31 protein-coding genes and 1 riboswitch are annotated in these 25,822 nt (G+C 42.5%); of the genes, 27 read left to right on the top strand and 4 right to left on the bottom strand.

Annotation, left to right across the window (positions count from 1 at the left end):
- Position 1: 1 nt before the first annotated feature.
- Positions 2-1,672: an SNF2-related protein gene (locus MHB83_RS16100; RefSeq protein ID WP_342496472.1), complete on the bottom strand. Its 1,671-nt coding sequence runs from the start codon at positions 1,670-1,672 to the stop codon at positions 2-4.
- Positions 1,673-1,922: 250 nt separating this feature from the next.
- Positions 1,923-2,030, top strand: a riboswitch (glycine riboswitch).
- 204 nt (positions 2,031-2,234) lie between these two features.
- On the opposite strand from MHB83_RS16100, the gene gcvT reads away from it, so the two are divergent.
- Genes gcvT through gcvPB form a run of 3 tightly spaced genes read left to right on the top strand, consistent with a single transcriptional unit; the run spans position 2,235 to position 6,145 of the window.
- The gene (gene gcvT / locus MHB83_RS16095; protein ID WP_268458397.1) at positions 2,235-3,332 is read left to right on the top strand and encodes a glycine cleavage system aminomethyltransferase GcvT; all 1,098 of its coding nucleotides are present in this window, start codon (positions 2,235-2,237) and stop codon (positions 3,330-3,332) included.
- A 16-nt stretch (positions 3,333-3,348) separates the two neighbouring features.
- Positions 3,349-4,695, top strand: a complete 1,347-nt coding sequence (gcvPA, locus tag MHB83_RS16090) for an aminomethyl-transferring glycine dehydrogenase subunit GcvPA (protein WP_268458396.1) — start codon at positions 3,349-3,351, stop codon at positions 4,693-4,695.
- A complete protein-coding gene (gene gcvPB / locus MHB83_RS16085) occupies positions 4,688-6,145 on the top strand; it encodes an aminomethyl-transferring glycine dehydrogenase subunit GcvPB (RefSeq protein WP_253622437.1) in 1,458 nt (485 codons plus the stop codon). Before gcvPA ends, gcvPB begins: the two co-directional genes overlap by 8 nt.
- A 43-nt stretch (positions 6,146-6,188) precedes the next feature.
- On the opposite strand, the gene MHB83_RS16080 is transcribed toward gcvPB, so the two are convergent.
- A complete protein-coding gene (locus tag MHB83_RS16080) occupies positions 6,189-6,569 on the bottom strand; it encodes a rhodanese-like domain-containing protein (protein WP_034620482.1) in 381 nt (126 codons plus the stop codon).
- 220 nt (positions 6,570-6,789) lie between these two features.
- Between MHB83_RS16080 and MHB83_RS16075 the strand changes: the two genes are divergently transcribed.
- The 3 genes from MHB83_RS16075 to MHB83_RS16065 all read left to right on the top strand — a co-directional run bounded on the left by MHB83_RS16075 (position 6,790) and on the right by MHB83_RS16065 (position 9,125).
- On the top strand, positions 6,790-7,626 hold the full coding sequence (locus tag MHB83_RS16075) for a biotin/lipoate A/B protein ligase family protein (protein ID WP_050943772.1): 837 nt from the start codon (positions 6,790-6,792) through the stop codon (positions 7,624-7,626).
- Between the two features lie 85 nt (positions 7,627-7,711).
- Complete coding sequence (gene mntR / locus MHB83_RS16070; RefSeq protein ID WP_003215946.1) at positions 7,712-8,146, top strand: transcriptional regulator MntR; 435 nt, start codon at positions 7,712-7,714, stop codon at positions 8,144-8,146.
- Positions 8,147-8,249: 103 nt separating this feature from the next.
- Entirely contained in the window at positions 8,250-9,125 is an 876-nt protein-coding gene (locus MHB83_RS16065) for a patatin-like phospholipase family protein (protein WP_003215585.1), read from the top strand.
- Here MHB83_RS16065 and MHB83_RS16060 read toward each other — a convergent pair.
- Both MHB83_RS16060 and MHB83_RS16055 read right to left on the bottom strand, forming a co-directional pair.
- Positions 9,122-9,517 carry an SA1362 family protein gene (locus MHB83_RS16060; RefSeq protein WP_003215754.1) on the bottom strand — a complete coding sequence of 132 codons (396 nt, stop codon included), beginning with the start codon at positions 9,515-9,517 and terminating at the stop codon, positions 9,122-9,124. The two genes, MHB83_RS16065 and MHB83_RS16060, sit on opposite strands and share 4 nt — an antisense overlap.
- A 38-nt stretch (positions 9,518-9,555) precedes the next feature.
- Positions 9,556-10,512, bottom strand: coding sequence for a DUF1385 domain-containing protein (locus MHB83_RS16055; RefSeq protein ID WP_012010545.1), 957 nt, complete (start codon positions 10,510-10,512; stop codon positions 9,556-9,558).
- A gap of 222 nt (positions 10,513-10,734) precedes the next feature.
- On the opposite strand from MHB83_RS16055, the gene MHB83_RS16050 reads away from it, so the two are divergent.
- The 21 genes from MHB83_RS16050 (at position 10,735) to MHB83_RS15950 (ending at position 25,696) form a co-directional block, all read left to right on the top strand.
- Entirely contained in the window at positions 10,735-11,262 is a 528-nt protein-coding gene (locus tag MHB83_RS16050) for a YqhR family membrane protein (RefSeq protein WP_212045922.1), read from the top strand.
- Between the two features lie 108 nt (positions 11,263-11,370).
- Positions 11,371-11,814, top strand: coding sequence for a type II 3-dehydroquinate dehydratase (aroQ, locus tag MHB83_RS16045; protein ID WP_003215787.1), 444 nt, complete (start codon positions 11,371-11,373; stop codon positions 11,812-11,814).
- Positions 11,808-12,872, top strand: coding sequence for a Xaa-Pro peptidase family protein (locus MHB83_RS16040; RefSeq protein ID WP_342496847.1), 1,065 nt, complete (start codon positions 11,808-11,810; stop codon positions 12,870-12,872). Before aroQ ends, MHB83_RS16040 begins: the two co-directional genes overlap by 7 nt.
- 25 nt (positions 12,873-12,897) lie before the next feature.
- Complete coding sequence (efp, locus tag MHB83_RS16035; RefSeq protein ID WP_003215497.1) at positions 12,898-13,455, top strand: elongation factor P; 558 nt, start codon at positions 12,898-12,900, stop codon at positions 13,453-13,455.
- A gap of 177 nt (positions 13,456-13,632) precedes the next feature.
- Positions 13,633-13,914: a YqhV family protein gene (locus tag MHB83_RS16030; RefSeq protein ID WP_050943774.1), complete on the top strand. Its 282-nt coding sequence runs from the start codon at positions 13,633-13,635 to the stop codon at positions 13,912-13,914.
- A gap of 66 nt (positions 13,915-13,980) precedes the next feature.
- Complete coding sequence (gene spoIIIAA, locus MHB83_RS16025; protein ID WP_342496471.1) at positions 13,981-14,904, top strand: stage III sporulation protein AA; 924 nt, start codon at positions 13,981-13,983, stop codon at positions 14,902-14,904.
- The gene (gene spoIIIAB, locus MHB83_RS16020) at positions 14,898-15,413 is read left to right on the top strand and encodes a stage III sporulation protein SpoIIIAB (protein WP_342496470.1); all 516 of its coding nucleotides are present in this window, start codon (positions 14,898-14,900) and stop codon (positions 15,411-15,413) included. Before spoIIIAA ends, spoIIIAB begins: the two co-directional genes overlap by 7 nt.
- A gap of 19 nt (positions 15,414-15,432) precedes the next feature.
- Positions 15,433-15,639: a stage III sporulation protein AC gene (spoIIIAC, locus tag MHB83_RS16015; protein WP_003153142.1), complete on the top strand. Its 207-nt coding sequence runs from the start codon at positions 15,433-15,435 to the stop codon at positions 15,637-15,639.
- Positions 15,636-16,049, top strand: coding sequence for a stage III sporulation protein AD (gene spoIIIAD / locus MHB83_RS16010; RefSeq protein ID WP_095117840.1), 414 nt, complete (start codon positions 15,636-15,638; stop codon positions 16,047-16,049). The genes spoIIIAC and spoIIIAD overlap by 4 nt, the downstream gene beginning before the upstream one ends.
- 19 nt (positions 16,050-16,068) lie before the next feature.
- Positions 16,069-17,262 (top strand): stage III sporulation protein AE, encoded by a 1,194-nt coding sequence (gene spoIIIAE / locus MHB83_RS16005; protein ID WP_003215689.1) that lies wholly within the window; start codon positions 16,069-16,071, stop codon positions 17,260-17,262.
- 14 nt (positions 17,263-17,276) lie between these two features.
- The gene (gene spoIIIAF, locus MHB83_RS16000; protein WP_106035387.1) at positions 17,277-17,909 is read left to right on the top strand and encodes a stage III sporulation protein AF; all 633 of its coding nucleotides are present in this window, start codon (positions 17,277-17,279) and stop codon (positions 17,907-17,909) included.
- Complete coding sequence (gene spoIIIAG, locus MHB83_RS15995) at positions 17,902-18,573, top strand: stage III sporulation protein AG (RefSeq protein ID WP_003215656.1); 672 nt, start codon at positions 17,902-17,904, stop codon at positions 18,571-18,573. The genes spoIIIAF and spoIIIAG overlap by 8 nt, the downstream gene beginning before the upstream one ends.
- Positions 18,573-19,205, top strand: coding sequence for a SpoIIIAH-like family protein (locus tag MHB83_RS15990; RefSeq protein WP_003216063.1), 633 nt, complete (start codon positions 18,573-18,575; stop codon positions 19,203-19,205). The genes spoIIIAG and MHB83_RS15990 overlap by 1 nt, the downstream gene beginning before the upstream one ends.
- A 196-nt stretch (positions 19,206-19,401) precedes the next feature.
- Positions 19,402-19,878: an acetyl-CoA carboxylase biotin carboxyl carrier protein gene (accB, locus tag MHB83_RS15985; RefSeq protein ID WP_003215926.1), complete on the top strand. Its 477-nt coding sequence runs from the start codon at positions 19,402-19,404 to the stop codon at positions 19,876-19,878.
- Positions 19,879-19,889: 11 nt separating this feature from the next.
- A complete protein-coding gene (accC, locus tag MHB83_RS15980; protein WP_106039244.1) occupies positions 19,890-21,239 on the top strand; it encodes an acetyl-CoA carboxylase biotin carboxylase subunit in 1,350 nt (449 codons plus the stop codon).
- A gap of 25 nt (positions 21,240-21,264) precedes the next feature.
- Positions 21,265-21,672 (top strand): Asp23/Gls24 family envelope stress response protein, encoded by a 408-nt coding sequence (locus MHB83_RS15975; protein WP_034620383.1) that lies wholly within the window; start codon positions 21,265-21,267, stop codon positions 21,670-21,672.
- A 211-nt stretch (positions 21,673-21,883) separates the two neighbouring features.
- On the top strand, positions 21,884-22,279 hold the full coding sequence (gene nusB, locus MHB83_RS15970) for a transcription antitermination factor NusB (RefSeq protein ID WP_003216031.1): 396 nt from the start codon (positions 21,884-21,886) through the stop codon (positions 22,277-22,279).
- 11 nt (positions 22,280-22,290) lie between these two features.
- Positions 22,291-23,142, top strand: coding sequence for a bifunctional methylenetetrahydrofolate dehydrogenase/methenyltetrahydrofolate cyclohydrolase FolD (folD, locus tag MHB83_RS15965; RefSeq protein ID WP_003215670.1), 852 nt, complete (start codon positions 22,291-22,293; stop codon positions 23,140-23,142).
- A 70-nt stretch (positions 23,143-23,212) separates the two neighbouring features.
- Entirely contained in the window at positions 23,213-24,559 is a 1,347-nt protein-coding gene (xseA, locus tag MHB83_RS15960; protein ID WP_003215822.1) for an exodeoxyribonuclease VII large subunit, read from the top strand.
- Positions 24,556-24,816 carry an exodeoxyribonuclease VII small subunit gene (locus MHB83_RS15955; RefSeq protein ID WP_003215880.1) on the top strand — a complete coding sequence of 87 codons (261 nt, stop codon included), beginning with the start codon at positions 24,556-24,558 and terminating at the stop codon, positions 24,814-24,816. The genes xseA and MHB83_RS15955 overlap by 4 nt, the downstream gene beginning before the upstream one ends.
- Positions 24,806-25,696, top strand: a complete 891-nt coding sequence (locus tag MHB83_RS15950; RefSeq protein WP_003215768.1) for a polyprenyl synthetase family protein — start codon at positions 24,806-24,808, stop codon at positions 25,694-25,696. Before MHB83_RS15955 ends, MHB83_RS15950 begins: the two co-directional genes overlap by 11 nt.
- The last annotated feature ends 126 nt before the right edge of the window (positions 25,697-25,822 follow it).

Here is a 25,822-nt window from a genome sequence, read left to right as displayed (position 1 = left end):
TTTATGAGCCTTGCTGTCTTTTTTCTAAAAACGGTGTTTTTGCTTCTGTTAAATAGGAAGCAAACTGAGTTAATTTCTTTTTCATGTCACCGTCTGATTCGTGCTGAAAGAGAATCTGATGCAGTTCTGATTCGGCATCTTTGATATCGATTCGCGTTAAAATATCATCTAGATCGCCAATGACGTTTTCAAACAGCTGAATTTTTTCATATAAAAGCTTTAAGATGTGTTCCTCAACGGTACCGTTAGTTGCCATATTGTAAATGTGGACATCTCGCTCTTGTCCAAGGCGGTGGATTCGTCCAATCCGCTGTTCTAAACGCATCGGGTTCCACGGAAGATCGTAGTTGATGATTTGGTTACAAAACTGAAGGTTGATTCCTTCGCCGCCGGCTTCTGTAGCAATTAACACTTGCGCCCGTTCTCTAAATAAATCTTTCATCCAATCCTTTTTGCCCCGCTTAAAGCCGCCCCGAAAAGGAACGGAGCTGATGCCATTTTGCTGAAGAAACCATTGTAAATAAATTTGTGTCGCGCGGTATTCGGTGAAAATAATGACTTTTTCATTTAACTGTTGAATAAGCCTAACGACTTCAAGCGCCTTTGTGTTTTGCTGCACTTGATTGATTTTCTCCATAATTTGCGCTATAGCAGAGGATCCAAGGATATGTTTTTCATCTTCCTGCATTTTTTTAATTGTCATATAGACCGCCTCGCGGCTTGAACAGCATTCTCGTTCCAAGGTCATGATGGAAAACATATGTTTAGTATAGGACGGGTTCTCTTTCAGCTTGCAGATTTCATCATATAATGCTTGTTCCGTCGGAGAGAAATCAATGGAAATCGTTTTGACATGCCGTTTTGTCCACTCAATGCCCGTGTCTTGCCTTCGGTTACGAATCATCACTTTATTCACAAGCTGTTTTAAACGATCATGGTCTTCTAGCTGTAAATCCTTTTTGGCAAAGACATCTTTAAACTGATGTTCATTCCCTAGGTGACCTGGCTTCAGAAGGGAGACAAGATTAAATATTTCTCCAATACGGTTTTGGATAGGCGTCGCTGTCAGCAGCAAGCAGAATTTCTTATTTAGATTTCTCACAAATTCATAGTTTTTCGTTTTATTGTTTTTCAGTTTGTGTGCTTCATCGATAATGACCATATCGTAGGCAATGGATAAAATGGTATCTCGATGCGGCTGCCTTTTGGCTGTATCAATGGAGGAAACCACGACGTCACACTGCTCCCACACATAGCTCTTTTTTTGTTCGACAGCATCAATATAAAATTTCGTCCGCAGCTCCTGTACCCATTGAGATACGAGAGAGGCGGGGACGAGTATGAGAATTTTTTTGGCAAGTCCACGAATCATGTATTCTTTGATAATAAGTCCTGCTTCTACGGTTTTTCCAAGTCCCACTTCATCTGCTAAAATGGCTTTTCCGTTCATCTCTTCTACGACTCTTCTGGCTACTTCAAGCTGATGTTTTAAAGGCGTGAATGCAGGCAGATGGGCAGGAGCTTGCAGTCCTTCAAATGAATCAATGGCTGTGACTTTTTGGACCTGCGTCGCTAAACGGTACATTTCCCAGTTCGCCCAGGGGCCGTCTGCTGCAAGCCGCTGCTGAAATTCACTTGCCCATTCCTGATCAAAAATCGTTTGAATATTCAATGTGGTCGCCTGCCTTTCTAGTAGGTTGAGGATAAAATTGTTCTGTATTTAAACGCTTCATTTTTTAAGAGGTCTTGAAAAGACTAGATATTTGAATAAAAGCGAACGATAATGAATGGTTGTTTAAAAAATGTTAATGATTTTTCTGTTGCTCTTCATCCGTTTCTAATGGTAGGATGTTGGTAAGTGATCTAGCAAATAAGTCACCCATTTTGATAGTATGTCCAATAAATGTGAAGAATATGAGCGGATGATGGTATGGGGAGAGACTTGGCGGTTATTTAGCACTGGCAGGCGCCGAAGGAGCAAGCTGAATCGTTTCAGTGAATCTCTCAGGCAAAAGTACTCTTACCGGACGCAACTCTGGAGAGTGTTTGCTCATCGTTTTTTTAGCAAACCACCAAAGGGGAAAACGCACAATGATGTTGTGCTGTAAACTTTCAGGTGCAAGGACAGAGACTTCTTTTTGATAAAAGGGAGCGCTCTGTCCTTTTTTGCTGTGATTTTTTTCTGAAAATTCAGCTTGTGATCTGCACTGAAAGAAAAAAGGGGGAAACGATTGATGTTGAAACGAACACCGCTTTTTCATGCGTATGAAACGTTTGGCGCAAAAACCATTGACTTCGGGGGCTGGGAATTACCTGTCCAATTTTCTTCCATTAAAGAAGAGCACGAAGCTGTTCGAACAAAGGCAGGGCTTTTTGATGTGTCTCACATGGGTGAGGTGGAAATCAAAGGTCAAGATGCCCTTCCTTTTTTACAAAGGTTATTAACCAATGATGTGTCTAAGCTGACAGACGGCAAGGCACTATATACAGCCATGTGCTATGAAGATGGCGGGACAGTGGATGATCTGCTCGTCTACCAAAAAGAAAAGAACGATTATTTGCTTGTCATTAATGCATCAAATATTGAAAAAGATGTGGAGTGGCTGCTTCAGCATCAAGGTGAGAACGACGTATTGATCCAAAATGTCTCTGATCAAATCGCTTTGCTAGCCCTTCAAGGACCTCTTGCCGCTGACATCATGAAAGATGTGGCGGATGAAGAAGTGACATCGCTTAAGCCATTTACATTTTTATCAAAAGCTGAGGTTGCTCAAAAAGAGGTGCTTGTTTCAAGAACTGGCTACACAGGAGAAGATGGCTTTGAAATCTACTGCCAGTCAGAAGATGCGGTCCACATTTGGTCGGCTTTATTAAAAGCAGGCGCACCAAAAGGATTAATACCGTGCGGGCTCGGTGCACGTGACACCTTGAGATTTGAAGCAAGACTTCCGCTTTATGGGCAGGAGCTATCAAAGGATATCTCTCCATTAGAAGGCGGGATTGGCTTTGCTGTCAAAACGGATAAAGAAGCCAATTTTATTGGCAAAGAAGCGCTCAAGAAGCAAAAAGAAGAAGGGCCGAAGCGAAAGCTTGTCGGCATTGAAATGATAGATAAAGGGATTCCGCGCACAGACTATCCGGTCTTTTCAGGAGAAAAGCAGATTGGGGTAGTCACAACGGGCACACAGTCCCCAACATTAAAGAAAAATGTCGGGCTTGCTTTAATTGAATCTGCTCAGGCGCAGCTTGGAACAGAGATAGAAGTACAAGTTCGCAAAAAACGTCTAAAAGCGAAAATCGTCGCAACACCATTTTATAAAAGAGCCAAATAACGAGGGGGAATAGAGGATGAAGCATAGGTATTTGCCGCAAACCGAGCAAGATCAAAAAGAAATGCTGGATGTCATCGGCGTTCAGTCGATTGATGAGCTTTTTTCAGATATCCCAGAAAAAGTGAGATTTAAAGGAGCATACAACATTAAACCAGCCGCATCTGAAACAGAGCTTGTAAGGGAATTATCCCGATTAGCTGCAAAGAATAAAGATACGGTTTCCTATGCATCGTTTCTTGGTGCCGGTGTATATGATCATTACCAGCCTGTCATTGTGGATCATGTCATCTCACGTTCTGAATTTTATACAGCATATACACCTTATCAGCCGGAGATTTCGCAAGGTGAACTACAAGCCATTTTTGAATTTCAAACAATGATTGCTGAGCTGACGGGTATGGATCTTGCTAACTCCTCGATGTATGATGGCGGGACAGCATTAGCTGAAGCGGCAATGCTAGCTGCTGGGCATACAAAAAAGAAAAAAGTGGTTGTTTCTGAAACGGTTCACCCTGAAGCAAGAGCCGTGCTAAAAACATATGCCAAAGGACAGCACATCGAAGTTGTTGAAGTGCCTGCGAAAAAAGGGCAGACGGACCTAGCAGCATTAGAAAAGGCTGTCTGCGAAGATACAGCAGCAGTTCTTGTGCAATATCCAAACTTTTTTGGTGTCGTCGAACCGTTAAAAGACATTGAACCTATTGCCCATCAAGGGAAAAGTCTGTTCGTTGTCTCTAGTAATCCACTTACACTAGGGTTACTGACGCCGCCAGGAAAACTTGGAGCAGACATTGTCGTTGGTGATGCACAGCCGTTTGGTATTCCAGCAGCGTTTGGCGGGCCACATTGCGGATATTTTGCTGTGACGAAAAAGTTGATGCGAAAAGTGCCAGGTCGATTAGTCGGGCAGACAGAAGACGAAAATGGTGTTCGTGGGTTTGTACTAACCCTTCAAGCGCGTGAGCAGCATATTCGAAGAGATAAAGCGACGTCTAATATTTGTTCGAATCAGGCATTAAATGCATTAGCCGCTTCCGTTGCCATGACAGCACTCGGAAAAACAGGCATCAAAGACATTGCGTATCAAAACGTACAAAAAGCCCACTATGCGAAGACGCAGGCAAAAGCATATGGACTGCTTGCTGATGTAGAAGGGGCCCATTTCAATGAATTTGTAATCAAATTACAAGAACCTGTGAAAGAAGCCAATAAACGATTGCTTGAAAAAGGAATCATCGGCGGCTATGACTTAGGGAGAGACTTCCCAGAGCTTCAACATCACATGCTTGTCGCCGTGACAGAGCTAAGAACAAAAGAAGAAATTGATACGTTCATGAAGGAATTGGGGGATCGCCATGAATAAACAAGATCAGCCGCTTATTTTTGAATTATCCAAAGAAGGAAGAATTGGTTATAGCCTGCCTGATTTAGATGTGCCTGAACAGGAAATCCCAGCTTTATTTGATGACACGTATATCCGTCATGATGATGCTGAGCTTCCAGAAGTATCTGAGCTTGATATTATGCGTCATTATACAGCATTATCAAGACGTAATCACGGGGTCGATTCCGGATTTTATCCTCTTGGCTCTTGTACAATGAAATATAATCCAAAGATTAATGAAAAGGTTGCACGCCTTGCAGGCTTCGCGCAAGTCCATCCACTACAAGAGGCAGACACTGTGCAGGGAGCATTAGAATTGCTGTATGATCTAGGTGATCATCTTGAAGAAATTACGGGGATGGACGCTGTGACATTACAGCCTGCGGCAGGAGCACACGGGGAATGGACAGGACTCATGATGATCCGTGCGTACCATGAAGCAAGAGGAGATCATAAACGAACAAAAGTCATTGTGCCGGATTCTGCTCATGGAACGAACCCAGCATCTGCGACAGTGGCTGGGTTTGAAACCATTACCGTCGCATCTGATGAGAATGGGCTTGTTGATTTAGAGGACCTGCGCCGTGTTGTCAATGAAGAAACTGCGGCTTTAATGCTGACGAATCCGAATACACTTGGCCTATTCGAAGAAAATATTTTAGAAATGGCTGAAGTCGTTCACGAAGCTGGTGGCAAGCTTTATTATGATGGAGCGAACTTGAATGCCGTTTTAAGTAGAGCAAGACCGGGGGATATGGGATTTGATGTCGTTCACTTAAATCTTCATAAAACCTTTACAGGTCCACATGGAGGCGGAGGCCCTGGTTCAGGTCCTGTAGGCGTAAAAAAGGATTTGATTCCGTACTTGCCAAAGCCGGTGCTTGTGAAGAAAGAAGGCCGCTTTTACTTCGATGATGATCGACCAGAATCAATTGGCCGAGTGAAGCCGTTCTATGGTAACTTCGGCATTAACGTCAGAGCATACGCGTATATTCGCTCTATGGGCCCAGACGGCTTAAAGGCTGTCACTGATAATGCCGTGTTAAATGCGAACTATATGATGCGCCGCTTAAGTACTCATTTCGATTTGCCATTTGACCGTCACTGTAAGCATGAATTTGTCCTTTCAGGTAAACGTCAGAAAAAATTAGGTGTACGCACACTGGATATTGCCAAGCGATTACTTGATTTTGGCTATCATCCGCCAACGATCTACTTCCCGCTCAATGTAGAGGAATGCATCATGATTGAACCAACTGAAACAGAATCAAAAGAAACACTTGATGCCTTTATCGAAGCGATGATTCAGATTGCAAAAGAAGCGGAAGAGAATCCAGAAGTCGTGCAGGAAGCGCCGCATACAACGGTCGTCAAACGAATGGACGAAACAAAGGCTGCCCGGAATCCAGTTCTCGTTTTTGAAAGATAAAGAAAAAAGACTCAGGGGGATCATGCTCCCAGAGTCTTTTTTGTTAGTTCTTCGTTTTAATGCGGCCGCCCCATTTTTTAAAGCCGCCTTTTAAATTATAAATCTCACGACAGCCGTTTTTACGTAACGTTTGCGCTGCTTTTCCGCTTCTCAAATTGTTTTGGCAATAAAGATAAACAGGCTTGTCAGGACGAATTTCATTTTTGCGCTGCTTTAGCTGGGAAAGGGGGATGTTTCTTGCCCCTAAAATATGTCCGCCATCAAACTCATTTGGCTCTCTCACATCAATGAGTTGAGCTTTGCGGTAACCTTTAATAAATTCTTCTTCCGTCAGCGTTTTCATAATACGCTGCTGATAAATGTAGCTGCCGACAGAATAAAGAACGAAAAGTCCACAAAGTGAGAGGACGATATAGTTGAACATTGACAATACAACTCGACTCCTTCTTGAGCATCAGCACAGTGGCCTGTCTGATGGTACGTTTTAGACAAATACTATTATAGTAAAGCAAAAGAAACTTGTCATCATAAATGGTAAGAATTATTTTCAATTCGTTCCCTATTTGATAGACTGATGGAGAGAGAATATCGGTGGTCATGACCATCATCTAACATTGACTACGTAAAAGAGAAGGGATTTTTATATGCAAAAAGAGAAATGGTGTTTCATTGATACAGGAAATCAAGACCCTGCCTTTAACATGGCAATGGATGAAGCCTTGCTTTATTGGCATAGTGAGAAGCTGATCCCGCCTGTCATCCGCTTTTATGGATGGAATCCTGCGACATTGTCTGTTGGGTATTTTCAGCATGTTGAAAAAGAAATTAACATGGAAGCAGTCGAGCGCTATGGCCTTGGGTTTGTCCGCAGACCAACTGGAGGGCGTGGGGTTCTTCATGATCAGGAGCTGACCTACAGCGTGATTGTGTCAGAGGAACATCCAGAAATGCCGGCGACGGTGACAGAGGCGTACCGCGTCATTTCAGAAGGCATTTTAGAGGGCTTTAAAGAACTGGGACTCGATGCGTATTTTGCCATTCCTCGAACAGATAAAGAAAAAGAAAGCTTAAAAAATCCAAGATCGTCTGTATGCTTTGATGCCCCTTCCTGGTACGAGCTTGTCGTAGAAGGCAGAAAGGTAGCAGGCAGTGCTCAAACGAGACAAAAAGGAGTGATCCTCCAGCACGGCTCCATCTTAATTGACCTTGATGAGGACAAACTGTTCGATTTATTTCTTTATCCAAACGACCGTGTGAGAGAGCGGATGCAGAGAAGCTTTAAAAACAAAGCGGTCGCCATCAATGAAATCTCAAACCGAACTTGTACAATAGACGATGCGCGTGTGGCGTTTAAACGAGGATTTGAAAAAGGATTAAATATTGAGCTTGTGCCTTATGAGCTGACAGATGAAGAGTTAGCATTTGTCCACCATCTTGCCAAAACGAAATATGCCTCAGACGAGTGGAATTACAAGCGTTAGGACAAAGGACACTCCTTGTTTTTTAAAGGGCGATGGTGTAGAATTGTTATGATTATTAAGTAAAGGTGCATTATGGAGGGGTTTTATGACTACACCTAGTATGGAAGATTACATTGAACAAATATATATGCTGATAGAAGAAAAAGGATATGCCAGAGTCTCTGATATTGCAGAAGCACTCGCTGTCCATCCCTCCTCTGTAACAAAAATGGTTCAGAAGCTAGATAAAGATGAATACCTCATTTATGAGAAGTATCGTGGTCTAATTTTAACCCCGAAAGGCAAAAAAATTGGAAAACGTCTCGTATACAGACATGAACTGCTAGAGCAATTTTTAAGAATCATTGGTGTAGACGAAGAGAAAATTTATGATGATGTAGAAGGCATTGAACATCATCTCAGCTGGAACAGCATTGACCGCATCGGCGATCTCGTTCAATTCTTTGAAGAAAACGACGAGCGATCTGTTCAGCTGAAAGCGATTCAAAAGAAAAACGAACAAACAAATCAAGAATCTTAAGAAAAAGGACACCCATGCTGAGGGTGTCCTTTTTGATTAAAGTTCTAATTGAAAGCATATGCTCTTACACTATTAATAGCGTGATATCAAAGGGGGCTCCTTGATGAAGATAGATGGTGTGTTCTCAGGTGGAGGCATTAAAGGGGCAGCACTTGCGGGTGCCTATGAAGCGCTTGAAGCAAGAGGATATCAATTTGTCCGCCTTGCTGGTACAAGTGCTGGAGCGATCATTGCTTCACTCATCGCAGCAGGCTTTACAAGTCAGGAGATTCGGGAGCTTTTAGATGAAATGGATGAACATCACTTGCTTGATAGGAGATGTCAATTCATTCCGTTTAAAATGCTTAGGTGGGTCTCCATTTACTGGCGCCTCGGTCTGTACAAAGGCGACCGGCTGGAAAAATGGCTGACAGATGTGTTGAAACGAAAGGGGGTCACCGTATTTGGGGATCTCAAAAAAGATTCGCTGAAAATTGTTGCCTCTGATTTAACAAATGGGAAAATCCTCGTTCTGCCAGACGACCTTCCTTCATACGGCTTAAATCCAGAGCGCTTTTCTGTTGCAAGGGCAATCCGGATGAGTTGCAGTCTGCCGTATTTTTTCGAGCCTGTCAAACTAAAGTCATCAAAAGGCATTTGTACCATTGTGGATGGAGGCGTGCTTAGCAATTTTCCAATTTGGTTGTTTGCCGAAGAGAAAAAAAGACCATTCGTCGGTGTCACATTAACCCCAAACGAAAAAGAACGCCCTCAACACTCCATCCGCAATGCGTTTGAACTGTTTGGCGCTCTTTTTGAAACGATGCGTGGTGCTCATGACGAAAGACACATTGCCACAAAACACGAACGTCATGTTATTTTTATTCCAGTGGAACACGTCATTGCCACTGATTTTCAGCTGATGACAGAAAAGAAAAAGGCGCTCGTCGATCTAGGCAGACAGAAGGCCGAGCAATTTTTAAAAAGCTGGACATTTTAAAACAAAGCGCGATTCTTCTTTTTGTTTTTCTTGCCTTCAATCACAGTTAACTGTGTTTGGCTTTTCTTTTTGAGAAGGACGGGCTTAGACTTGTGGTCAGTCGGCACGCTTCGCAAATGAGTGACCCGATTTTTCATCTGGCTTTTCGTTTTTGGTTTAGGCTGCTGGTAGCGACGTTTTGATTGTTTGACTGCTTTACGATAAAGATTGCCTTCTGTTCCAGTTCTTCGATTCATCAGCCATCTAAATAGGAAAAACATAACCGCTCCAATGATCACAACTGATAGCAGCATTGTAAAAAGTCTGCCTGGATTCGTTGTGAGTAAATACACAAATCCCAAAACACCTAAAGCGAAAATAATGGTAAAAGCAGGATGTACTCGGCGATTCATAACTGTCCACCTCCGAAGGAATTTACCGGATTTATAAGTTAGATCACTTGATGAGCAGAATCTGACGCTTGTTTCAGAGACGCTTCCTCTAAACGAAGAAGTTCATTAAAACTTGCAATGGCTACCTCGACTTGATCGTCAGAGGGTTCTTTTGTTGTGAGCAATTGCAGCCAAAGGCCAGGATAGCCAAGCACTTTCAGCACAGGCACTTCTCGGAGTTTGTTCGTAAGCTGAAGCACTTCAAATGAAATGCCGAGAACAACCGGAATGAGCGCCAAGCGATTCAGAACTCTCACCCATAAAGGATCTGTCGGTACGAGTAAATAGACGAACATTCCGACAATGACAGTGAATAAAATAAAGCTGCTACCGCATCGATAATGAAGTCGTGATTGTTTTTGGACATTTTCCACTGTGATGTCAAGATTCTGTTCATAGCAGTTTATGACTTTATGTTCTGCGCCATGATATTGAAATACCCTTTTAATTAAAGGGGTCATGGAAATAAAGTAAATATAGCCTAATAACAGGACCAGTTTAAAGAATGTTTCCACTGCGATTTGTGCGAAATTCCCTGAAAAGACAGGCCGCACAAGTTCAGCTAAAAAGACAGGTACTAGGGTAAAGACAAATTTACTAAAGAGAAGAGAGAGAACTCCGATCACAGCAATGCCGAAAATCATAGATAATTTCGAGCTTTTTTGTTCTTTTTCAAGAGTATGATCTTCTGAAGGATCTAAGTCATAGCGCTCGCTGGAGAAGTTCAAGTGCTTACTGCCATTTGCGCTTGCTTCAACAAGTGCAGCAACACCCCTGACAAAGGGGATTTTCTTGAGAAAGGCGGTTCGTTTATTGGAGGTCCGGGGAAGCTTTAAAAACTCAATGGACTGATCCTTACGCCGAATCGCTGTCACATAGTTCTTTTTACCTCCGAACATGACACCTTCGACAACTGCCTGCCCTCCATATGCTGGAGGTTTTGTTTGATTGGACATATTTCATCAACCTGCCTGTTTCCTGTAATTTACATGCATTTCCTTATACCTTTATTGTACAGGAAATGAGGGGAAATCACTAGCGCACAGGTCGATTATCTACTAGAATTCTATCTACCTCTTTTTAGCCAGTATACCCTGTTATAAAAATTTTACACTCACGGATGGAAATCCTTTTTTTTATGACATTTTGGACATACTACTTGCTGGAGGTGTTCACAAATGAAACGTGATGAAAAGAAAAACCAAGAAGAGAACAATCAGTCTGTACAAACGTCATCGCTATTGGCAAGAGCAGCTGCGACAGGCTTTGTTGGCGGTGTTTTTTGGGGCTTTATCGGGTTTCTGACCCATATGTTTCATTTCTCAGAGGTGAGTCCCAATATGCTCCTTCAGCCTTTTGTGCTCGGAGAGTGGAAAAAGGGCGGACTTGGTACTTTTATCAGCATTGTGCTTTTAGGGGTTTTATCGATCGGAGCAGCCTTTATTTATTATGGGCTTTTGAAACGGATCAAAGGCTATTGGATGGGGCTGATATATGGCGCGCTTTTATGGCTGCTCGTTTTTTACGTATTTAATCCCATTTTCCCAGATGTAAAGCAAGTCCAGGATTTGCAGCAAAGCACCATCGTCACGACATTTTGCCTATATATTTTATACGGTATGTTTGTCGGATACAGTATTTCGTTTGAATATAATGAATTAACGAGTCAAAAGCTTGCGAGGGCACTCGGGAAAAAGACAGAATAAAGTGTAAATCACCTATTCATATGATAAAATATTTTTGGAAACGAAAGGTTTCTAAGGAAAAAGAAACAGATCTCGATATAGATTGAATTAGGGTGAAGGAGTGGTTGTATGCCTCATTTTCTTGTACTGAATGGGCCCAATTTAAATAGGCTTGGCAAAAGAGAGCCGGCTGTTTACGGAAGTAAGACGCTGACAGATTTAGAGACAGATTTGTTCCAGTTTGCAGAAAGAGCCAATATCCAGTTAACGTTCTTTCAATCAAATCACGAAGGAGATTTGATTGATGCGCTCCACGAAGCAGAAGACCAGTACGATGGAGTCGTGTTTAACCCGGGGGCTTTTACACACTACAGCTATGCCCTGAGAGATGCCATTGCAAGTATTTCTTTATCCGTCGTTGAAGTACATATCTCAAACGTTCATAAGAGAGAGGAATTCCGCCATCATTCTGTACTTGCTCCAGTATGCCAAGGGCAAATCGTTGGTCTTGGTTTAGAAGGGTATAAATTGGCGATTCGTTATTTAGTGAGTGAAGGGGGAGCAGTATCATGAAACTCGAAAAGTTAAGAACACTTTTATCTGAATTAGAGATCGATGGTCTAGTCATTACGAGCAGCTTTAATTTACAGTACATGACCAGCTTTACTGGCTCAGCCGGTCTCGCCGTTGTTTCAAAGGACCGGGCAGCTTTTATCACGGATTTCCGTTATACAGAGCAAGCGAAGGACCAAGTAAAAGGCTTCGACATTATTGAACATAAAGGAAACAACGTAGAAACCGCAGCTCAAACGGCAAAGGAATTTGGGATCAAACGCCTTGGGTTTGAACAAAACCATATGACATTTGCCACTTACCAGCAGTATGCAGGTAAAGCAGGTGATATTGAGCTTGTTCCGGTCTCAGAATCAGTTGAAAAGTTGCGCTTGATTAAGTCTAGTGAAGAGATTAAGATATTAGAGGAAGCTGCGAAGATTGCAGATCACGCCTTTGATCATATTCTCACTTACATCAAGCCGGGCTTGACGGAAATTGCTGTCATGAACGAGCTTGAATTTTTCATGAGAAAAGAAGGCGCTGAAGGATCTTCATTCGATATGATTGTCGCCTCAGGTGTTCGTTCAAGCCTGCCGCACGGAAGAGCGAGTGAAAAGGTGATTGAATCTGGTGATTTAGTCACACTCGATTTCGGTGCTTACTATAAAGGGTATTGCTCTGATATGACAAGAACGATCGCTGTTGGCACACCGAGCGATAAGCTAAAGGAAATTTATCATATCGTATTAGAAGCAGAAAACGCTGGTGTGGATAGAATCAAGCCTGGCTTAACAGGAAAAGAAGCTGATCGCATCACACGTGACATCATTGAAAAGTATGGCTATGGTCAATACTTCGGGCATTCAACTGGCCACGGGCTAGGGATGGAAGTGCATGAAGCGCCAGGCCTTTCCTCACGATCAGAGGTCGTCTTAGAAAAAGGAATGGTCGTGACAGTTGAGCCGGGAATTTACTTACCGGATGTCGGCGGCGTGAGAATTGAGGATGATATTGTCCTGACAGCTGACGGCAATAAACGATTGACCCACTCACCGAAAGAACTTATCATATTATGATGGTGAAATGTAGGAGGATGACAAAATGATTTCAGTAAACGATTTTCGTACAGGCCTGACAATTGAAGTGGACGGCGGTATTTGGCGTGTAGTGGATTTCCAACACGTAAAGCCAGGGAAAGGCGCAGCGTTTGTTCGTTCGAAACTGCGTAACCTGCGTACTGGTGCCATTCAAGAAAAAACATTCCGTGCAGGCGAAAAAGTAGCGAAAGCTCAAATCGAAACAAAAACAATGCAATACTTGTATGCAAATGGCGACCAGCATGTCTTCATGGATACAAGTTCTTATGAGCAGCTTGAACTAAGTGAAACACAAATTAAAGATGAGCTGAAATATTTGCTAGAAAATATGTCGGTTCATATTGTGATGTACGGTGCTGAAACACTTGGAGTAGAACTTCCAAACACGGTAGAACTAGAAGTAGTAGAAACAGAGCCTGGTATTAAAGGCGACACAACATCAGGCGGATCAAAACCTGCAAAAACAGAAACTGGTTTAATCGTCAACGTTCCTTTCTTTGTGAACCAAGGAGATAAACTAGTCATTAATACATCAGACGGTTCATACGTGTCAAGAGCGTAATAAATGAAGAAAGACTGTAAACCTCGTGTTTACAGTCTTTTTTTATTGTAAAACATGTAAGACTCCCCAAAAGGCAGGCCTTCTCTCAATTCTCTCATTCATCTCTTTTCCTTCCTGAAAAACAAGACTACTTCCAGCTAGACAAGCATATAGTGTAAAAAAAGCTGGAGGTTCTATATGAAACAATTTCTCCCAGGTCTACATCCATCAGTCGCTGCGATGGCAGGCATGAGGTTTTTATCGGCAGCGATTGAACTGACGGCCGCCATCCTCATTTTAGTCACAAATGACGTTCGAAAAGCGGTTGTCATCAATAGTATATTGGCGATCATTGGGCCGCTCATTTTTATTATCACGATGACGATTGGAATCTATCAAATCGCAGGGCAGTTATCCTATGCCAAGCTCGTCTTTATTTTCATTGGTGTCGTATTTATTCTTGTTGGGATCTATAAGTAAAACGGCTTGGCATAATTAACGTCTCCCATCATACATTTTAGAGAAGAAAAAAAGGAGGGGAATTCGTTGCGGAGTTTGTTGGATATTCTCCCGCACTCGATTGGACAAGAACTTAGACTGCTAAAAGAAGCAGAATGGGATCAAATAGAAGAAATCCGCATTCGCACGGATCGTCCTATTGAATTAATGCAAAGAGGAAAACCGCGCTTTCTTTCTTATCACACAACAGGAGAAGATGCGTCTCAGCTATTAGGCAGGCTGAGCAATTATAGTATGTACACACTTGAAGAAGAGCTAAAGCAAGGCTACATCACCATTTCAGGCGGACACCGGGTGGGACTTGCAGGAAAGGTAGTCGTTGAAAACGGCATTGTCAAAGGATTAAGAGATATCTCTTCATTTAATATCCGCATCGCAAAAGAAAAAGTCGGGATTGCGCTTCCCTTTCTTCCCTATTTATATGACGAGCACTGGTGCAATACACTGATCATCGGTCCACCGCAAACAGGGAAAACGACATTGTTGCGGGATATAGCAAGACTGGCTAGTACAGGCACAAAAGCAATTCCTCCTAAAAAAACAGGCATTATAGATGAGCGTTCAGAAATCGCTGGGTGTATAAGAGGGGTGCCGCAGCACCAGTTTGGACACCGGGTTGACGTGCTCGATGCATGTCCAAAGGCTGAGGGCTTGATGATGATGATTCGGTCTATGAGTCCAGAGGTCATGATCGTCGATGAAATCGGAAAACGCGAGGATGTGCAGGCACTTTTAGAAGCGATTCATGCTGGGGTCACCATTATCGTTTCCGTTCATGGCTATTCACTTGAAAATGTGTATAAACGTCCATCATTGAAGCCGTTATGGGAGCTTCGAGTGTTTGAACGTTATGTTGAATTAAATCGCAAGGACGGTCCCGGCACGATCGGGCGGATATATGACCAAGGCGGACAAGAGATGAAATGGAGGCGGGGAGTGGACGTATGTTAAAGCTCATTGGCGCTATCTTGATTATCGCGGCTACGACTTGGGGAGGGTTCGAGTTTGCCAAAAGATATAGCGACCGGCCGAAACAAATTCGGCAGCTCCGGTTTGCGCTCCAGTCTCTTGAAGCTGAAATTATGTATGGTCAAACACCGCTAGCGCGTGCAGCAGAGCAAATTGCGTCGCAAGTAGGTCCTCCTGTGAATCGGTTATTTGAACAATTTGCAGAAAAGCTGAAAGTCGGAACCTTTTCCGCACGGCATGCATGGAATGAGAGTCTTGAGGATGTTTGGAAAAAAACCGTCTTAAAAAAAGGCGAATATGAGGCACTGAAGCACTTTGGAGAAACACTTGGCCAGCATGATGTCACGTCTCAGCAAAAATATATCAAGCTTGCTTTAGGTCATTTGGAATCGGAGGAGAAGGAAGCTGAAATCGCCCAAGCCAAAAATGAAAAAATGGTCAGAAGCCTCGGATTTTTAAGCGGATTACTACTGATTCTTTTATTGATGTGAGAGGAAGGGAGTCGAGAGCATGGGCGTTGATGTAAACGTCATTTTTCAAATTGCGGGAGTAGGCATCGTTGTGGCATTCCTCCATACGATTTTAGATCAAATGGGGAAAAAGGAGTACGCTCAGTGGGTCACGCTGCTTGGGTTTATCTACATTTTGTTTATGGTGGCAACCATTGTAGATGATTTGTTTAAAAAGATTAAAGCCGTATTTCTATTTCAAGGATAGGGGAGGGCTTACAAATCGACATCATACAAATTGTTGGACTTGGTTTAATCGCTACTTTTTTAGCATTAATCGTCAAAGAACAAAAGCCAACCTTCGCCTTTATGCTTGTTGTATTTACAGGGTGTGTGATCTTTCTTTATTTAATAGATCAAATCTATGCCATTATCTCGATGATAGAAAAAATTGCGGCAAGTGCCGGCGTCAATATGAAGTATGTTGAAACCATTTTAAAAATTATCGGCATTGCCTATATTGCGGAATTCGGCGCCCAGCTGACAAAAGATGCTGGACAAGGCGCCATTGCATCAAAAATAGAGCTTGGCGGCAAAATTCTCATCTTGGTCATGGCAGTCCCCATTTTAACAGTCATCATTGAGACCATCTTAGGTATGATCCCGTCCATGACTTAATTGAAAAGAGGTGATGACAATGAAACGGGTGACAGCTGTTATGGGACTGATGCTTTTCTTCTGGCTGTTCGCTCCGCACGCAGGTGCAGAAGAAAAAGAGCCGTTATCAAATGAAGCACCAGCAGCAGAAGAAGTGGCAACTGGACAGGCTGATGCACTTGAGCTTCATTCCATTAGTGACTTTTGGGAAACCATATTGGACGAGTATGGCGGCTTTCTGCCAGAAAGCCAAAAAGGAACAGTGAAGGAAATGATTGATGGTGATAAAGAGCTGTCTCCCCAGACATGGCTGAAAGCCTTTGTTCATTATCTTTTTCACGAGGTCATCGCAAACGGAAAGCTCCTTGGTACACTGATTTTACTCACCATCTTTTGTTCGCTTTTACAGCTTTTGCAGAATGCATTTGAACAAAGCACTGTCAGTAAAGTCGCATACGCACTTGTTTATATGGTGCTGATCATTATTGCACTCAACAGCTTTCATGTGGCGATTTCTTATGCAACAGAAGCGATTCAAACGATGACCAGTTTTATTCTTGCTCTTATTCCTCTGTTATTAGCACTGATTGCTTCATCAGGCGGGCTTGTCTCAGCCGGATTCTTTCATCCTGTTATTTTATTTTTAATGAATACGAGCGGCGTTTTTATTCAATATGTCGTTCTTCCGCTTATTTTTTTATCAGCGATATTGAGCATTGTCAGTACGCTGACTGAACAATACAAGGTTACCCAGCTTGCCCAGCTGTTAAGAAATGTGGCGATAGGCGGGTTAGCCGTTTTTTTAACTGTCTTTCTTGGCGTCATTTCTGTGCAAGGTGCATCTGCTGCGGTTACGGATGGTATCGCACTTCGTACAGCCAAATTTATTACCGGAAATTTCATCCCCGTCCTTGGCAGAATGTTTACAGATGCGACGGATACCGTCATCAGTGCCTCTGTATTACTTAAAAATACGGTCGGACTTGTTGGCGTTGCTATTCTCATTTCAATTGCCGCTTTCCCTGCGATCAAAGTGCTCTCCCTAGCCCTTATATATAAGCTTGCCGCAGCCATTCTTCAGCCATTAGGAGGCGGACCGATTATCAGCTGCCTTGATGTCATTTCAAAAAGTGTGCTTTATATCTTTGCTGCACTTGCTGTCGTGTCGCTCATGTTCTTTTTAAGCATTACCGTCATTATCACTGCTGGCAACCTGACCATGATGATGAAGTAAGGAGGGGACACCTTTTGAGTTTTCTCACGGAATGGATCACAAGTATTATTCTCTTTATCTTATTTGCGATTGTCATTGATCTGCTGCTTCCCAATTCAAGCATGCAAAAATATGCCAAAATGGTCGTCAGCCTCCTGTTGATTGTGGTGATGCTCAATCCGATTTTTGCTTTATTTCGGGCAGACCCTGACCAAATTTTCTCAGAATTGATGAAGGGGAAGGAAGAAGCACAGTCAGAAGAAATAAAAAATCAGATGAATTTAGAAAAAAAAGAAATACAAGCCTCTCAGCGTGCATATATTTTAAAGCAAATGGCTGTCCAACTAGAAAAAAGCGCAAAGGAGCCACTGGAGAAGGAGAGCTATGAAATGAAACACGTAGAAGTGCTGGCAGATGAAGAGCACCTGGATCAGAATATGGAGGCGGATCAATTTCGCATCAAAGCAGTTCTTTCCCCGCTCACAGGTGATGCTGTAGAAACGGTGGCAAAGGTGGACATTGATCTCTCCAGGCAAAAGGAGGAAAGCGCTGGATCTTCTAGCAAAGAGATCAAGAGGGTGAAAGAGACGCTTGCTGATGTTTGGAATACGAGTCCTGAGCACATTGCGCTGAACATTGAGGGAGGTGACGCAGCAGATCATGAATAACAAGGACTGGAAACAAAAGCTGAAATCATTCTTGCAGCCGCCTGAAAAAGGTGAAGGGAAACCAAAATTAACGAAGCACCATTACTTGCTGCTTGTATTCATCATCGGCGTATCTTTCATGTTAGTCAGTCAGATCTTGTCACCGCCATCAAGCAAAGAACAAGCTGCTGTTCCTACTTCTAAAAAAACAACCTCACAAGAGCAGGAGGTATTCAAGCCGGCATCGTCAAGTAAATCAAAGAATTCGATTGAAGATGTGGAGCAAGAATACGAAAATCAGCTGAAAGAAATTTTAGAGACCATTATTGGCGTTGAGGATGTATCGATTGTGGTCAATGTAGACGCCACTTCTTTAAAAGTGTTTGAAAAAAATAAATCCAATAAAAGCACAACGACCGAAGAAACAGATAAAGAAGGCGGCGTGCGAAGTGTCACCGATCAAACAAAAGAAGAAGAAATCGTCATCATCAAAAATGGCAATGAAGAAACGCCAGTCGTGGTGCAAACGAAAAAACCAGATATTCGAGGTGTTCTCGTTGTTGCTCAAGGAGTAGACAACGTTCAAATAAAGAAAACCATCATTGAAGCGGTTACACGAGTGCTTGATGTACCGAGCCATAGAGTGGCTGTTGCCCCTAAAAAAATCAAGGAGGATTCGGAATGATGTTAAAAAAACAAACGGTTTGGCTATTAACGATGCTAAGTTTAGTTGTCGTCTTAAGTGTGTACTATATCATGTCTCCACAAGGTGAAAATGCAGTGACAGTAGAAGAGATGAAATCAAAAGGAACGGAAGAGAAGAAGACTGAACCAGAAAAAGGGATGGACAAAGGAACGGAAAAAGGCGCTGATGAGAAGTCCACTGACAAAGAAACAAATGGTAAACAAGAGGATATCGAAACAAGCGGTGAAGAAGGAAAGGCTGTGTCAGAGCAAACAGACGATGAGCTTTTTACAACATACAGATTAGAGCTTGAAGATAAACGAAGCAAACAGCGTGAAGAGTTCAACGAAATCGTATCCAGTGATGATGCAACAGCACAAGAAAAAAGCGAAGCGTATGACCAAATGACAGCGCTTAGTGAAGCAGAAGGAACGGAGCGTCAGCTCGAAACCTTAATTAAAACAAAAGGTTATAAAGATGCGCTAGTGAGTGCAGAGGGAGATAAAGTGAGCATCACAGTTCGTTCTGACAAAAAGTCAAAGTCCCAAGCGGCCGATATTATTGATATGGTCACAAAAGAAATGAGAGGTCTTGATAACGTAGCGGTCACTTTTGAGCCCTCCAATGAATAAAAAATGAACAGGCGCCCTTTGCCGTAAAGGGCGTTTTTTGATGCGGTTTGGCGCCCTCTCCAAGGTGCTCTCGCAAAGCGCTTCGCCACAATAGTAGTTGAATTCAATGAAATCCTCCTGTAAGATGGTTATAGTATGTACTTTTAGTACTAGCCTATAAAGAAAAAGATAAATCCATACATAGGGGTGCAAATCCATGTTAAAAATTGAAGAAATTCATGAACTGATTAAATTAATTGACGAATCAACAATTGATGAATTTACGTACGAAAACGAAGGTGCAAAAATCAAACTGAAGAAAAATAAAGAAGTCGTTCAGCAAGTAGCGGCACCAGTGGCTCCTGTCCAAGCAGCTCCAGCTCAACAAGCTCCTAAAGCACAAGCTCCAGCTCAGACCGAAGCCCCTGCACAAGAGGCAGCTGCGTCTGAAAATCTGCATAAAATCACATCCCCAATGGTTGGCACATTTTATGCTTCATCTTCACCAGAAGCAGATCCATATGTGACATCAGGTTCTAAGGTGAAGGAAAACACAGTTGTGTGCATCGTAGAAGCGATGAAACTGTTTAATGAAATCGAAGCAGAAGTAAAAGGTGAAATCGTCGAAGTATTAGCTGAGAACGGTCAGCTTGTAGAATTCGGACAACCCCTCTTTCTAGTGAAAGCAGAGTAAGGAGTACGATCATGATTAAAAAGCTATTAATTGCAAACAGAGGAGAAATCGCAGTTAGAATTATCCGCGCTTGTAAAGAGCTTGGAATTGAAACAGTTGCGGTATTTTCTGAAGCGGATCGCGATGCGCTTCATGTTCAAATGGCTGATGAAGCATATTGCATCGGACCGACTGCTTCAAAAGATAGTTATTTAAATGTCACGAATATTGTTAGTGTAGCCAAATTAACAGGGACAGATGCCATCCATCCAGGATACGGCTTCCTTGCTGAAAATGCAGACTTCGCAGAGCTTTGCGAGGAATGCAATGTCATCTTTGTTGGGCCAACTGCGTCAGCGATTTCCAAAATGGGAACGAAAGATGTCGCAAGGGAAACAATGAAAGATGCTGGCGTTCCAATTGTTCCTGGTTCTCAAGGAATTGTAAAAGATCTTGATGATGCTGTTTCAACAGCAGCAAGTATTGGGTATCCTGTGATTATAAAAGCAACTGCCGGCGGCGGTGGTAAAGGAATCCGTGTAGCTCGTACCGAAGAAGAGCTTATTAACGGTGTCACCATCACGCAGCAGGAAGCAGCGCAAAACTTTGGTAACCCTGGCGTCTATTTAGAAAAGTTCATTGAAGACTTTAGACACGTGGAAATCCAAGTGCTTGCAGATCAGCATGGCCATACCATTCATTTAGGAGAGCGTGATTGCTCGATTCAAAGAAGAATGCAAAAGCTTCTTGAAGAAACGCCATCACCAGCGCTGAATGCAGACATCCGTGAGCAAATGGGTGAAGCAGCCGTAAAAGCTGCAGAAGCTGTTGAATACACTGGTGCTGGAACAGTCGAATTCATTTATGATTATAATGAAGAGAAGTTCTACTTCATGGAAATGAATACCCGTATTCAAGTAGAGCATCCTGTAACAGAAATGGTCACAGGTGTTGACTTGATCAAAGAACAAATTAAAGTCGCATCAGGTGAGAAGCTTTCTCTTACACAAGAGGATGTCGTATATGAAGGATGGGCAATCGAATGCCGTATTAATGCAGAGAACCCAGAGAAAAACTTCATGCCTTCAGCTGGTGAAATTAAAATGTATCTTCCGCCAGGCGGTCTAGGAGTACGTGTTGATTCTGCCGCTTATCCGGGCTATGTGATTCCGCCATATTACGATAGTATGATTGCAAAGGTGATCACATATGGTAAGACGAGAGAAGAAGCGATTGCGAGAATGAAACGCTCGCTTCAAGAATTCGTCATTGAAGGAGTCTACACAACGATCCCATTCCATCTAAGATTGCTTGAGCATGAAACATTTGTGAGTGGTAATTTTAATACGAAGTTTTTAGAAACATACCAAATCATGAAATAATCACAGCTTTCGGAGGTGAATGATCGTGTCAGAAAACAATTTGCTTGAAATGAACCTTGATGAAGATCAATTGGGAAAAGTGCAAATTGCACCAGAAGTGATTGAGGTCATTGCTGGGATCGCCGCTTCAGAAGTCGAAGGCATTGCCGAAATGCGCGGCAATTTCGCTGCTGATGTAGCAGAACGCTTTGGTAAGAAAAATCACCGTAAAGGTGTGAAAGTAGATGTCTCTGATGAAGGCATCACAATCGATGTATATTGTGTGGTTGAATTTGGCCTATCCATTCCAAAGGTATCCACTGCTGTACAAGAAAATATCCGTCAAACTCTTTTGAACATGACTGCTTTAACGATTAATGAAATCAATATTCATGTCGTTGGTATTCAATTTGATACTAAAGCATCTGAGGCTGAAGTAGATCAAGAAATGTAAAAAAAGAGTTCAAGTGAAACCAAGGAGGCATTGCCTCTTTGGTTTTTTAAAGCCCATTTTTGGGTCATTTCCGAATAATAAAGATCTCACACGTTGATTGATTCGTTTTTCGTCACAGCTCGCATGGATCTTGGTGCGACCACGGTCAAAATATGTTATGATCTCTGTATGGCTTAACGACAAGCGGATAAAGTGGTTAAAGGAGTAAATAATGAAAAGAAGAACTGCAAGAGAAAAGGCGCTACAAACATTATTTCAAATTGATGTGAGCAATATTGATCCGAAAGAGGCCATTACACATGCGCTGGATGAACAAGAATCAGATCCTTTTTTCGAGGAGCTGGTTTTCGGTGTGCTTGAACAAAAGGACAAGCTCGATGACATGATTTCACAGCATCTAGTGAATTGGAAACTCGATCGTATTGCAAACGTAGACAGAGCCATTTTAAGGCTGTCTGTGTACGAGATGGTGTATCAAGAAGATATCCCGGTTAGTGTCTCAATGAATGAAGCGATTGAACTGGCCAAATTATTCGGTGACGATAAAGCATCGAAATTTGTAAATGGAGTACTTTCAAACATTAAAAACGACCTAAAGCAGCAATAGGAGGAATCGACATGACAGCAACAATCATCGATGGGAAAGAAACAGCAAAAGAAAAGCGTGAGCAATTAGCAAAAGAAGTAGAAGAGCTAAAACAAAAAGGTGTCACACCTGGTCTTGCCGTTATTCTAATCGGTGATGATCCGGCTTCACTTTCTTACGTACGCGGGAAGAAAAAAGCAGCAGAAGCAATGGGGATGCATTTCCAGCTAGATCATTTAGATGCTTCTTTAACAGAAGAAGCATTGCTTCAGCTGATTGATCAGTACAATGCGAACGATCAATTCCACGGGATTCTTGTTCAGCTTCCACTGCCAAAACATATTTCTGAAAAAGCCGTGATTGAACGTATTTCACCTGAAAAAGATGTTGATGGTTTCCATCCATTGAATATCGGGAAAATGCTCCTTGGGGAAGACACATTCCTTCCATGCACACCAGCAGGCATTGTTGAATTACTAAATAAAACGGGCGTCAGTCTTTCTGGAAAAGAAGTCGTTGTTGTCGGACGTAGCAATATTGTCGGTAAACCAGTAGGACAATTACTGTTAAACGAAAACGCAACGGTTACTTATTGCCATTCAAGAACAGCGAATATTTCAGAACATACGTTGAAAGCGGATATTTTAGTTGTTGCCGTCGGTCGAGCAAACTTTATTAAAGCTGACCAAATTAAAGAAGGCGCTATTGTGATCGATGTAGGCGTCAATCGTTTGGATAATGGAAAGCTTGTTGGAGATGTTGATTTTGAAGAGGCAAAAGAAAAAGCTTCTTATATCACACCAGTCCCTGGCGGAGTCGGTCCAATGACGATTACGATGCTTGCACATAATACGGTTAAATCAGCAAAACGTACATTAGCATAAGCTTTATCCATTCATCCACCTGCATGCTGCTGGTGGATGAATGTGCGTTTTTGAAGAGGAGGAATACGTCATGAGTGAAAAAGCCTTTGTGACGGTCACAGCCCTTACAAAATACATAAAAAGAAAATTTGATGTTGATCCGCATTTAGAAGATATTTGGATCAAAGGTGAGCTATCCAATGTCAAGATTCATTCAAGAGGACATGTGTACTTCACCTTAAAAGACGAAAACGCACGCATGCAAGCTGTCATGTTTCAGCGCTCTGCGGCGAAGCTGCCTTTTTCACCTAAGAGTGGAATGAAGGTGTTTGTACGCGGCGGAATTCAAGTCTATGAACCAAGCGGCAACTATCAATTATATGCAAAAGAAATGCAGCCTGATGGTGTTGGTGCTCTTCATCTCGCTTATGAAGAGCTGAAGAAAAAGCTAGCAAGTGAAGGCTTATTTGATGCGCGCTATAAAAAGCCAATCCCTGAATATCCAGAGGTTGTTGGTGTCATTACGTCTCCAACAGGAGCGGCTGTTCGAGATGTCATTACGACCATTAATCGGCGCTATCAGCAGGCGAAAATCATTGTGCTTCCGGCGCTCGTTCAAGGTGAGCATGCGACCCGTTCCATCGTAGAGCGGATTAAGGAAGCGAATGAAAAACAGCTCTGTGATGTCTTGATTGTCGGAAGAGGAGGCGGTTCGATTGAAGAGCTTTGGGCTTTTAATGAAGAAGCTGTCGCAAGAGCCATCTTCGCATCAGACATTCCAATCATATCTGCAGTTGGACACGAAACAGACTTTACGATCAGTGATTTCACTGCAGATATGAGAGCACCCACACCAACAGGAGCAGCCGAACTTGCTGTTCCAAGCACGACCGATTTAATTGAACGAATCAAATCAATCGATATACGGCTAACAAGAGCGGTAAAGAATCGAACCTCACAAGCGAAGGATCGTCTTGTGGCGCTGCAATCCTCTTATGCCTTCCGTTTTCCAAAACGATTACAGGAGCAAAAAGAGCAGCAATTCGATTTGGTATTTGACCGTTTTCAAAAACAGCTATCGAGGCAAATTGAGCTAAAACGCAGTCAGCTAGACCGCCAGACATACAGGCTGAAGCCGCTTCACCCTAAAGAGCAGCTGCTTCAAGCGAAAAAACGCCACGCCAATGAAACAGAACAGCTCATTCGCAGTATGAATGTGCAAATGAAAACAATTCATTCGCAGTTCCAATCGGTTCTTGGTAAACTAAATGCATTAAATCCACTTCAAGTGATGGAAAGAGGCTATAGCTTAGCCTATAAAGAAGATGAACTAATAAAAAGTGTGAACCAAGTAGAGACGCAGGATCAGCTGACCATCACGATGAAGGATGGACGTCTGATTTGTGAGGTTATTGAGAAGGAGGGGCAATCAACATGACAGAATCCAATAAACAAAAAGAAGAACAAATGACATTTGAAGAGGCGATGAAAGGTCTTGAGGAGATTGTGGGAAAGCTCGAAGAAGGAGATGTACCACTTGAGCAGGCCATTCATTATTTCCAAGAAGGGATGACACTTTCGAAGCTTTGTCATGAAAAATTACAGCATGTTGAAAAGCAAATGGATTTCATTTTAAAAGAGGACGGTGAGCTAGCTCCCTTCTCAGTGAAGGAGGCCGATGCTGGTGACAAGTAATTTAAATGAATTTTTAACAACACGAAAACAGACCATTGAAGATTATTTATTTACATATGTTCAGGAATTGACGATTCCTGAAGACCTGAAATCTTCTATGCTCTATTCTCTTAAAGCGGGCGGGAAAAGGCTTCGACCTGTTCTCGTTCTTGCTCTTCTAAATGCCTACGGTAAAAACGAAGAAGACGGTATACCTGTCGGCTGTGCGGTTGAGATGATTCATACGTATTCATTGATACATGACGACCTTCCTTGCATGGACGACGATGACCTTCGCAGAGGAAAACCGACAAATCATAAAGTGTACGGAGAAGCAACAGCGGTTCTCGCAGGTGATGCCCTTTTAACAGAAAGCTTCCGCCTGATTACATCTCAGCTGTCTAGCAGCGTCTCTGCTGACAAAAAGCTCAGAATTGTGGATGAGCTTGTAAAGTCAGCAGGTGCTCTAGGAATGGTTGGCGGTCAATTTGACGACATGGAAGCAGAGCAAAAGCAAGTATCGCTTGCTGAACTAGAATCCATTCACGCCCGTAAAACAGGAAAACTCCTTACGTTCAGCGTCGCAGCAGGTGCAATGCTGGCAGGAGCATCAGATGACGATATCGAAAAGCTAAGGGAATTCAGCTATCATATTGGCATTGCGTTTCAAATCCGTGATGATATTTTAGATCTCGAAGGAAGCGAAGAAAAAATCGGAAAACGGGTCGGCTCTGATACAGCAAATGAAAAGTCGACATATCCTTCTTTATTAACGCTTTCAGGAGCAAAAGAAAAGCTGCATGAGCACATCACACGTGCAAAAGAAATTGTCTCAAATCTTCAATTAGAGCAGCAATTGTTGCATGATTTATGTGATCTAATTGCCTCAAGAGATCATTAAAAACAGCCTAGATTTGAGGGTCCTCGAGCAATTGTGGTAAACTGTAAACAGTTTATTATGATGAGACAACTCTTATTCCCTATTGGTTTTCAAAGGAATGAGGCATTATAGATGTATATAGAAATT

This window comes from Bacillus sp. FSL K6-3149 (assembly GCF_038630515.1).
GTDB lineage: Bacteria > Bacillota > Bacilli > Bacillales > Bacillaceae > Bacillus > Bacillus pumilus.
Note: the sequence above shows the minus strand (reverse complement) of the source record. Positions and strands in the feature narration are given on the sequence as shown.

Coding starts and splice junctions, on each gene's coding strand:
- gcvT (WP_268458397.1), top strand. CDS start 2,235: ATGTTGAAACGAACACCGCTTTTTCATGCGTATGAAACGTTTGGCGCA.
- gcvPA (WP_268458396.1), top strand. CDS start 3,349: ATGAAGCATAGGTATTTGCCGCAAACCGAGCAAGATCAAAAAGAAATG.
- gcvPB (WP_253622437.1), top strand. CDS start 4,688: ATGAATAAACAAGATCAGCCGCTTATTTTTGAATTATCCAAAGAAGGA.
- MHB83_RS16080 (WP_034620482.1), bottom strand. CDS start 6,569: ATGTTCAACTATATCGTCCTCTCACTTTGTGGACTTTTCGTTCTTTAT.
- MHB83_RS16075 (WP_050943772.1), top strand. CDS start 6,790: ATGCAAAAAGAGAAATGGTGTTTCATTGATACAGGAAATCAAGACCCT.
- mntR (WP_003215946.1), top strand. CDS start 7,712: ATGACTACACCTAGTATGGAAGATTACATTGAACAAATATATATGCTG.
- MHB83_RS16065 (WP_003215585.1), top strand. CDS start 8,250: ATGAAGATAGATGGTGTGTTCTCAGGTGGAGGCATTAAAGGGGCAGCA.
- MHB83_RS16060 (WP_003215754.1), bottom strand. CDS start 9,517: ATGAATCGCCGAGTACATCCTGCTTTTACCATTATTTTCGCTTTAGGT.
- MHB83_RS16055 (WP_012010545.1), bottom strand. CDS start 10,512: ATGTCCAATCAAACAAAACCTCCAGCATATGGAGGGCAGGCAGTTGTC.
- MHB83_RS16050 (WP_212045922.1), top strand. CDS start 10,735: ATGAAACGTGATGAAAAGAAAAACCAAGAAGAGAACAATCAGTCTGTA.
- aroQ (WP_003215787.1), top strand. CDS start 11,371: ATGCCTCATTTTCTTGTACTGAATGGGCCCAATTTAAATAGGCTTGGC.
- efp (WP_003215497.1), top strand. CDS start 12,898: ATGATTTCAGTAAACGATTTTCGTACAGGCCTGACAATTGAAGTGGAC.
- MHB83_RS16030 (WP_050943774.1), top strand. CDS start 13,633: ATGAAACAATTTCTCCCAGGTCTACATCCATCAGTCGCTGCGATGGCA.
- spoIIIAB (WP_342496470.1), top strand. CDS start 14,898: ATGTTAAAGCTCATTGGCGCTATCTTGATTATCGCGGCTACGACTTGG.
- spoIIIAC (WP_003153142.1), top strand. CDS start 15,433: ATGGGCGTTGATGTAAACGTCATTTTTCAAATTGCGGGAGTAGGCATC.
- spoIIIAE (WP_003215689.1), top strand. CDS start 16,069: ATGAAACGGGTGACAGCTGTTATGGGACTGATGCTTTTCTTCTGGCTG.
- spoIIIAG (WP_003215656.1), top strand. CDS start 17,902: ATGAATAACAAGGACTGGAAACAAAAGCTGAAATCATTCTTGCAGCCG.
- MHB83_RS15990 (WP_003216063.1), top strand. CDS start 18,573: ATGTTAAAAAAACAAACGGTTTGGCTATTAACGATGCTAAGTTTAGTT.
- accB (WP_003215926.1), top strand. CDS start 19,402: ATGTTAAAAATTGAAGAAATTCATGAACTGATTAAATTAATTGACGAA.
- accC (WP_106039244.1), top strand. CDS start 19,890: ATGATTAAAAAGCTATTAATTGCAAACAGAGGAGAAATCGCAGTTAGA.
- nusB (WP_003216031.1), top strand. CDS start 21,884: ATGAAAAGAAGAACTGCAAGAGAAAAGGCGCTACAAACATTATTTCAA.
- folD (WP_003215670.1), top strand. CDS start 22,291: ATGACAGCAACAATCATCGATGGGAAAGAAACAGCAAAAGAAAAGCGT.
- xseA (WP_003215822.1), top strand. CDS start 23,213: ATGAGTGAAAAAGCCTTTGTGACGGTCACAGCCCTTACAAAATACATA.
- MHB83_RS15955 (WP_003215880.1), top strand. CDS start 24,556: ATGACAGAATCCAATAAACAAAAAGAAGAACAAATGACATTTGAAGAG.